Below are 6,952 nucleotides of genomic sequence, written 5' to 3'. Positions count from 1 at the left end.
CATTTAAAATGATACTCTCTCAAAAATCTTAACTATAACATTTTTTCTGCTAATTTAACCTTAGTTAATGCTTGAGTTAATGTCTTTTGAACATTAGCGATATCTATATCCTCAGCTATCTTTTCTAATTTTTCCTTAGCTATTTGAGCTTCTCTTCTAGCAGCTTCTAAATCTATATCTTTAACATCCATAGCTTCATCTGCTAAAATTGTTACAACATTATCAGAGATTTCTACAAATCCACCTGAAACATAGTAAAACTTTTCTTGCCCATTATTTCTTACTTTCATCTCTCCAGTAGCTAATCCTGCAACAAAAGGTGAGTGATTAGGTAAAATACCCATATCCCCTTCAGTTGTTCTTAGCATAACAAAGTTTACCTCTTCAGATAAAATTTTTGCCAATGGAGTTACTAGCTCTAGCTTAAAAGAGTTTGCCATAATTACTCAGCTCCCTTCATAAGGTCTCTTCCCTTAGCTATTGCCTCCTCAATTGTTCCAACATAAAGGAATGCTTGTTCTGGAAGAGCATCGTGCTTACCTTCGATAATCTCTTTGAAAGCTCTTATTGTCTCTTTTACTGGAACATATTTCCCTTCCATTCCTGTAAATTGCTCAGCAACTGAGAATGGTTGTGAGAAGAATCTCTCGATTTTTCTTGCTCTAGAAACTGTTTGTTTATCTTCGTCAGATAACTCGTCCATTCCTAGAATTGCAATGATATCTTGAAGTTCTTTATATCTTTGTAATATCTCTTGAACCTGTCTAGCAACTGTATAGTGCTCATTTCCAACTATAGCTGGATCTAGCGCTTTTGAAGTTGAATCTAGAGGGTCAACTGCTGGATATATTCCTAGAGATGCAATTCTTCTTGAAAGAACTGTTGTAGCATCTAAGTGAGCGAATGTTGTCGCTGGTGCTGGGTCAGTAAGGTCATCCGCTGGTACATAAACAGCTTGAACTGACGTTATTGATCCTGACTTAGTTGATGTAATTCTCTCTTGTAATTTACCCATCTCTGAAGCTAGTGTTGGCTGGTATCCAACTGCTGAAGGTATTCTTCCTAATAGGGCAGAAACTTCTGCTCCAGCTTGAGTAAATCTGAATATGTTATCTATGAATAGAAGAACGTCTTGTCCCTCTTTATCTCTGAAGTTTTCCGCTACTGTTAGTCCAGTAAGAGCAACTCTTAGTCTTGCTCCAGGCGGCTCATTCATCTGTCCATATACTAGAGATGTTTTATCAATAACTCCTGATTCTCTCATCTCATCATATAAGTCTCTTCCTTCTCTTGTTCTTTCTCCAACACCTGCGAATACAGATAATCCTCCGTGTCCTTTTGCAATGTTGTTGATAAGCTCCATTATAAGAACTGTTTTTCCTACTCCAGCTCCTCCAAATAGACCTATTTTTCCACCTTTGATATATGGTGCAAGAAGGTCTATTACCTTAATTCCAGTTTCGAATATCTCTACTTCTGTTCCTTGCTCATCAAAGTTTGGAGCTTCTCTATGTATAGGTAAATGCTCCTCTGTTGTTACTGGTCCAGCTTCATCAACTGGCTCTCCTAAAACATTTAGAATTCTTCCTAAAACAGCTTTTCCAACTGGAACTGTTATAGCTGATCCTGTATCTATTACTTCCATTCCTCTTTGTAGACCCTCAGTAGCGTCCATTGCTACTGTTCTTACAACGTTATTTCCTAGGTGTTGTTGAACCTCAAGAACTAACTCTTTTCCATCTTCACCTTTTACTTTTAAAGCGTTGTAAATTTCAGGCAATCTATCATTGAACATAACGTCTACAACAGGACCTATTATTTGGGTAAGGGTACCTTTGTTTTCCACTATTGCCTCCTCATTATTCTTAATTTAACGCTGCTGCTCCACCAACAATCTCTGATATCTCTTGAGTTATTGATGCTTGTCTTCTTCTGTTATACTCTAAAGTTAATCCCTTTATCATATCTTCAGCGTTATCCGTTGCACTTTTCATTGCATTTTTTCTTGCAGAATGCTCACTTGCAGTATTGTCTAGTAAAGCTTTATATAACTCTATATTCAGATACTTAGGTAATAGAGATGATAATATCTCTTCTGGAGAAGGCTCAAATATATAAGCTTTGTTCTCACTTCCTTCAGCTCTTTCTATTGGAATTAATTTACTTACTGTTAAGTCACTAACTAAAGCTGATACAAATTTATTGTATATTACATAAACTTCATCAAAAATGTGGTTATAGTAATATTCAACAATGTTTTCACTGATCTCTTTTGCTTTATCAAACATAGTTTCAGGAATTAATTGTATATACTCAGCTTTTACATCATAGTTTCTTTTTGCACAGTATTCTTTCGCTTTCTTTCCAACTGCAATTACAGAGACCTCTTTTCCACTATTTTCAGCTATCAATCTCTCTAGCGCTTTAAGTGTATTACTGTTGAAACTTCCTGCTAGTCCTCTATCAGAACACATAACAATAACTCCAACTTTTTTTACACTCTCTCTACCATCAAAAAGGGGATGTTTTTCACTTTTTACCCCTGCTGCAATATTTTGTAATATTTTAGCAATACTTTCTGAATATGGTTTTGATTGAGCCACTATTGTTGAAAACTTTTTAAATTTCGTAGTGGAAACTATTTCCATGGCCTTTGTAATTTGGTGAGTAGACTGAACACTTTTTATTCTGTTTTTTATCTCTCTAGTTCCAGCCATTTTCCCACCTCTCTTAATTAAAATTCTTTTTAAATGCTACTATAGCTTCTACTATTTTAGCTTCAAGCTCTTTATCTAAGCTCTTCTTCTCTACGATTTCATCTAAAATAGTTGTTGTATTTCTCATTTCAGTAATTAACTCTTTTTCGAATCTTCTTACATCTGCAATAGCAATATCATCTAAGAATCCATTGATTACAGTATAGAATGATACAACTTGCTCTTCAACTGGGTAAGGACTGTATTGTGGCTGTTTTAAAACTTCCATAATTCTATGTCCTCTTTCTAATTGAGCTTTTGTAGCTTTATCTAAGTCTGATCCAAATTGTGCGAATGTTAATAACTCAGTATACTGAGCTAACTCTAACTTAACTTTAGCAGCAACCTGTTTCATAGCTTTGATTTGTGCAGATCCTCCAACTCTCGATACAGATATTCCGGCATTTATAGCTGGTCTGAATCCTGAGTTAAATAGTTGAGCATCAAGGAATATCTGTCCATCTGTTATCGAGATAACGTTTGTTGGGATATATGCTGATACGTCTCCTGCTTGAGTTTCAATTATTGGTAGAGCAGTTATTGATCCTCCACCTAACTCATCTGATAATTTTGCAGCTCTCTCAAGTAATCTTGAGTGAAGATAGAATACGTCTCCTGGGTAAGCTTCTCTTCCAGGTGGTCTCTTAAGTAATAGAGACATCTCTCTATATGCTACCGCATGTTTTGAAAGGTCATCGTATACTATTAAAACTGCTTCACCTTTATCCATGAAGTATTCTCCCATTGCTACTCCTGAATATGGTGCTAAGTATTGTAAAGGAGCTGATTCAGAAGCTGTTGCAGCAACAACTATAGTGTATTCCATAGCTCCTGCATCCTCTAATCTCTTAACGATCTGTGCAACTGTTGATCTTTTTTGACCAATTGCAACATAGATACATTTTACTCCTGTATTTTTTTGATTTAATATTGCGTCAATAGCAACTGCTGTTTTACCAGTTTGTCTATCTCCGATAATAAGCTCTCTTTGTCCTCTACCAATAGGTACCATACCATCTATTGATTTGATTCCTGTTTGTAAAGGCTCAGATACTGGTTTTCTTGAGATAATACCAGAAGCTTTTCTTTCTATCTCCATGTATTTCTCAAACTTTATTTCACCTTTTCCATCAATTGGCTCTCCTAAAGCGTTAACTACTCTTCCTAATAAAGATTCTCCAGCTGGAACTGAGGCAATTCTTCCTGTAGCCTTAACCTCGTCTCCCTCTTTAATCTTTGTATAGTCCCCTAGTATAACCGCTCCAACGTTATCCTCTTCTAGGTTTAGAACCATTCCTGTTATTCCGTTAGGAAACTCTAAAAGCTCTCCCGCTTTTGCGCTGCTTAATCCGTAGATTCTAGCAATACCGTCTCCTACTTCTAATACAGAACCTGAAGTTTTGACATCAAGACTCTTTTTGTAATTCTCGATCTCAGTTTTGATTATATTACTTACTTCTTCTGGTCTGATTTTCAACTGATTACACCTCCTAATTTTACAAGTAGTTTTTATTTCTGTGTTAGAGTTTCTAATTGTCTACGGATACTTCCGTCTGTTACCTCATCACCTATTTTGATAATTCCTCCACCTATTAGAGATTTATCTACATTAACTACTAGCTTTATCTTTTTACCTGTTTTCTTTTCAAGATTTTTAGAAAGTTTCTCTTTTTGCTCATCACTTAACGCAACAGCAAATGTAGCTTCCACATCTAAAATTTGATTTTTTGCATAATCTAATTTAACATACTCTGCTACAATCTCTCTAATCTGTGCAATTCTTCCTTTTTCTAAAATATAGAAAAGAATTTCTACTCCATCATTAGAATCTGAGAAAATTTTCTTTAAAGTTTCCTTCTTCTCACTCTCTTTAATTAGAGGATGAGTTATGAAGTTTCTAAAATCAACATCTGTTTTATAAAGCTCCATTGCAGAGTTTAAAACATCATAGATTGACTTAACTTCATCTCTTTGCACAGCAACTTCATATATTGCTTCTGCATATCTCTTACCAATCTGGTTTCCTATCATTTTACTCCCCCTACCTCATCTATAAATTTGTCAGCTAGGGCAGCTTCTAAATCAGAGTTTAAATTCTCTTTTATTATTTTCTCAGCTAATGTTACAGCTAATTGGTTCATTTCAACCTCTAGCTCTTTCTTAGCCGCATGCTTCATCTTTTGAATTTCTAGCTCTGCTGATTTAAGCATTTTGTCTCTTTGAACTGTTGCTTCAGAAATGATAATCTCTTTTCTTTCATCAGCTTTTTTCTCTGCTAATTGAACTATTTTAGTAGCTTCATCTTTAGCATCTTTTAATATTTTTTGAGCTTCTTTATTTTTTAGTGCAGCTTCCTCATTATTCTTTTGAGCTTCTGAGAACTCCGCTGCAATCTTCTCTTTTCTTGTGTCCATTAATCTCATTAACGGAGCTTTAAAGTATTTATTAAATATAAATACTAAAATGAAGAAGTTTATTATTTGCCAAAACATGTTAATATCTATCGATACTGCAGGCATATTTGTTGGTGCCAAGTCTTCTACCTCCTTCCTAAAAGTATTTGATGTATTTTATAAAGAATTATCCTAACATTCCTACGAATGGGTTAGCATATAATAAGATTAGTGCAATTACTAATGAATAGATACCTGTTGATTCTGATACCGCTTGTCCTAATACCATTGTAGAGATGATATCTCCTTTAGCTTCTGGTTGTCTAGCTACTGCCTCAACTGCTTTACCAGCTGCGTATCCTTGTCCAACTCCTGGTCCTATACCTGCGATCATTCCACATCCTGCTCCTACTGCTGATGCTGCTAATACTATAGTTTTTGCTAACATTAAATCCATAATCATTTACCTCCTAGTTATTTTAAAATTTAATCTTGTTAGTTTTTATTTATCATCGGGACACTCTGCATCCCCTAATGAACCTTGAATATATACCATACTTAGCATTAAGAATACAAAACTTTGTACTACTCCACTAAATATGTCAAAATAAAGATGTAACGGTGCTGGGATAACCATAGGTGCTGCTTTATAAATAAGCCCCATTATTACCATTCCGGCAAACATATTTCCAAACAAACGTATAGAAATATTTGTTGGTTTTGCTAACTCTCCAACTATATTAATAGGTAGCATAAATGGCATAGGTTCTAACAACCCTTTAAAATATCCTAGTATACCATTTAATTTTATGCTTGTTCCTAAGAACGTAGCTGTAGTTAATAAAGCTAATCCTACTGTTGTATTAAGATCTGCTGTTGGAGCTCTAAATGCAGGTGCTATTGCAAACACTCCATCTTCGAAGCCTCCCCAAGGAATCGGTGCAAACATAAGTAAGTTACATCCTAGTATAAATAAAAATAGTGTAGCTAGGTATGAGAAATACTTTGCTGTCCATCCTCCTAACATTTGATGAATAATACCATGTAGAAAATCATAAACTGATTCAGCTGCAACTTGTGCTCTTCCTGGAATCATCTCTAATTTTTTTGTTCCCATTCTAAATAGAAGTGTTAACACTAATATTACAAACCATGTACTTATTACAGTTATTGTAACTGGTAATCCAAATTTACCATCAGCATACTCCATAGAAAATGGAATTTGATGTAAAAAATGTGGTAATGGTACGTAAAACATTACTGCAGGTCCTTCTACCAACGGTGGGGTAATAAACTCTATTGGTCCTATTCTCATAAGTTTCGCCTCCTTTCAATAGTTTATTTTAAATGCTTAGATTTAAACTTTTTTATATTGTTAAATAAAGTTATAGCCAAAATATTAATTTTTATATTTAATAATCCTATAACTCCACTAACTAACATTGGAAAACCATAAAATTTTGTAGCCAGTGCTAAAAATATACCGTATAAAAAATATCTTTTTAAATATCCTATTACTCCAACTTTAAATGGAGAGTTCGAGGCCAAACTTGCCTTTGCATCTAGACAGATCATATAAAACCCAACCACAGATAAAATTGCCCCTGAAAACATTCCTATATAGACATACTCATTTCCTGATAATACTCCGTATATTAAAACTATTATTGCGGTTATAATCCCACGTTTTATTATTTTTTTTAACTCATCCATATATCACTCAATCCTATTTTTTCATTATTAATTTATAAGCGTTATAAAATGCACTAAATACACCTACTACAACGAAAAAAATAAATAATG

Annotated in this window: 9 protein-coding genes; all 9 read right to left on the bottom strand. The window is 34.4% G+C overall.

Features of this window, described 5'->3' with window-relative positions; all coding sequences use genetic code 11:
* Positions 1-32 precede the first annotated feature (32 nt).
* The 9 genes from ACMOUI_RS09860 to ACMOUI_RS09820 are packed head-to-tail and all read right to left on the bottom strand — an operon-like array spanning position 33 to position 6,862.
* Positions 33-440: a F0F1 ATP synthase subunit epsilon gene (locus ACMOUI_RS09860; RefSeq protein WP_418965529.1), complete on the bottom strand. Its 408-nt coding sequence runs from the start codon at positions 438-440 to the stop codon at positions 33-35.
* A gap of 2 nt (positions 441-442) precedes the next feature.
* Positions 443-1,846, bottom strand: a complete 1,404-nt coding sequence (gene atpD / locus ACMOUI_RS09855; RefSeq protein ID WP_418965528.1) for a F0F1 ATP synthase subunit beta — start codon at positions 1,844-1,846, stop codon at positions 443-445.
* A gap of 19 nt (positions 1,847-1,865) precedes the next feature.
* Positions 1,866-2,717, bottom strand: coding sequence for an ATP synthase F1 subunit gamma (gene atpG, locus ACMOUI_RS09850; protein ID WP_418965527.1), 852 nt, complete (start codon positions 2,715-2,717; stop codon positions 1,866-1,868).
* 13 nt (positions 2,718-2,730) lie between these two features.
* Positions 2,731-4,233, bottom strand: coding sequence for a F0F1 ATP synthase subunit alpha (gene atpA, locus ACMOUI_RS09845; RefSeq protein WP_418965526.1), 1,503 nt, complete (start codon positions 4,231-4,233; stop codon positions 2,731-2,733).
* Between the two features lie 32 nt (positions 4,234-4,265).
* On the bottom strand, positions 4,266-4,787 hold the full coding sequence (atpH, locus tag ACMOUI_RS09840) for an ATP synthase F1 subunit delta (protein WP_418965525.1): 522 nt from the start codon (positions 4,785-4,787) through the stop codon (positions 4,266-4,268).
* On the bottom strand, positions 4,784-5,290 hold the full coding sequence (gene atpF, locus ACMOUI_RS09835; RefSeq protein WP_418965524.1) for a F0F1 ATP synthase subunit B: 507 nt from the start codon (positions 5,288-5,290) through the stop codon (positions 4,784-4,786). The genes atpH and atpF overlap by 4 nt, the downstream gene beginning before the upstream one ends.
* Positions 5,291-5,336: 46 nt before the next feature.
* Positions 5,337-5,606 carry an ATP synthase F0 subunit C gene (gene atpE, locus ACMOUI_RS09830; protein WP_040407557.1) on the bottom strand — a complete coding sequence of 90 codons (270 nt, stop codon included), beginning with the start codon at positions 5,604-5,606 and terminating at the stop codon, positions 5,337-5,339.
* Between the two features lie 45 nt (positions 5,607-5,651).
* On the bottom strand, positions 5,652-6,464 hold the full coding sequence (gene atpB / locus ACMOUI_RS09825) for a F0F1 ATP synthase subunit A (RefSeq protein WP_418965523.1): 813 nt from the start codon (positions 6,462-6,464) through the stop codon (positions 5,652-5,654).
* A 23-nt stretch (positions 6,465-6,487) separates the two neighbouring features.
* The gene (locus ACMOUI_RS09820) at positions 6,488-6,862 is read right to left on the bottom strand and encodes an ATP synthase subunit I (protein WP_418965522.1); all 375 of its coding nucleotides are present in this window, start codon (positions 6,860-6,862) and stop codon (positions 6,488-6,490) included.
* Between the last annotated feature and the right edge of the window lie 90 nt (positions 6,863-6,952).

The sequence above is a fragment of the Cetobacterium sp. genome (assembly GCF_048470075.1).
Taxonomy (GTDB): Bacteria; Fusobacteriota; Fusobacteriia; order Fusobacteriales; family Fusobacteriaceae; genus Cetobacterium_A.
The sequence above is the reverse complement of the archived record's forward strand: the minus strand, read 5'-3'. Positions and strand labels throughout refer to the sequence as shown.

Coding starts and splice junctions, on each gene's coding strand:
- ACMOUI_RS09860 (WP_418965529.1), bottom strand. CDS start 440: ATGGCAAACTCTTTTAAGCTAGAGCTAGTAACTCCATTGGCAAAAATT.
- atpG (WP_418965527.1), bottom strand. CDS start 2,717: ATGGCTGGAACTAGAGAGATAAAAAACAGAATAAAAAGTGTTCAGTCT.
- atpH (WP_418965525.1), bottom strand. CDS start 4,787: ATGATAGGAAACCAGATTGGTAAGAGATATGCAGAAGCAATATATGAA.
- atpE (WP_040407557.1), bottom strand. CDS start 5,606: ATGGATTTAATGTTAGCAAAAACTATAGTATTAGCAGCATCAGCAGTA.
- atpB (WP_418965523.1), bottom strand. CDS start 6,464: ATGAGAATAGGACCAATAGAGTTTATTACCCCACCGTTGGTAGAAGGA.
- ACMOUI_RS09820 (WP_418965522.1), bottom strand. CDS start 6,862: ATGGATGAGTTAAAAAAAATAATAAAACGTGGGATTATAACCGCAATA.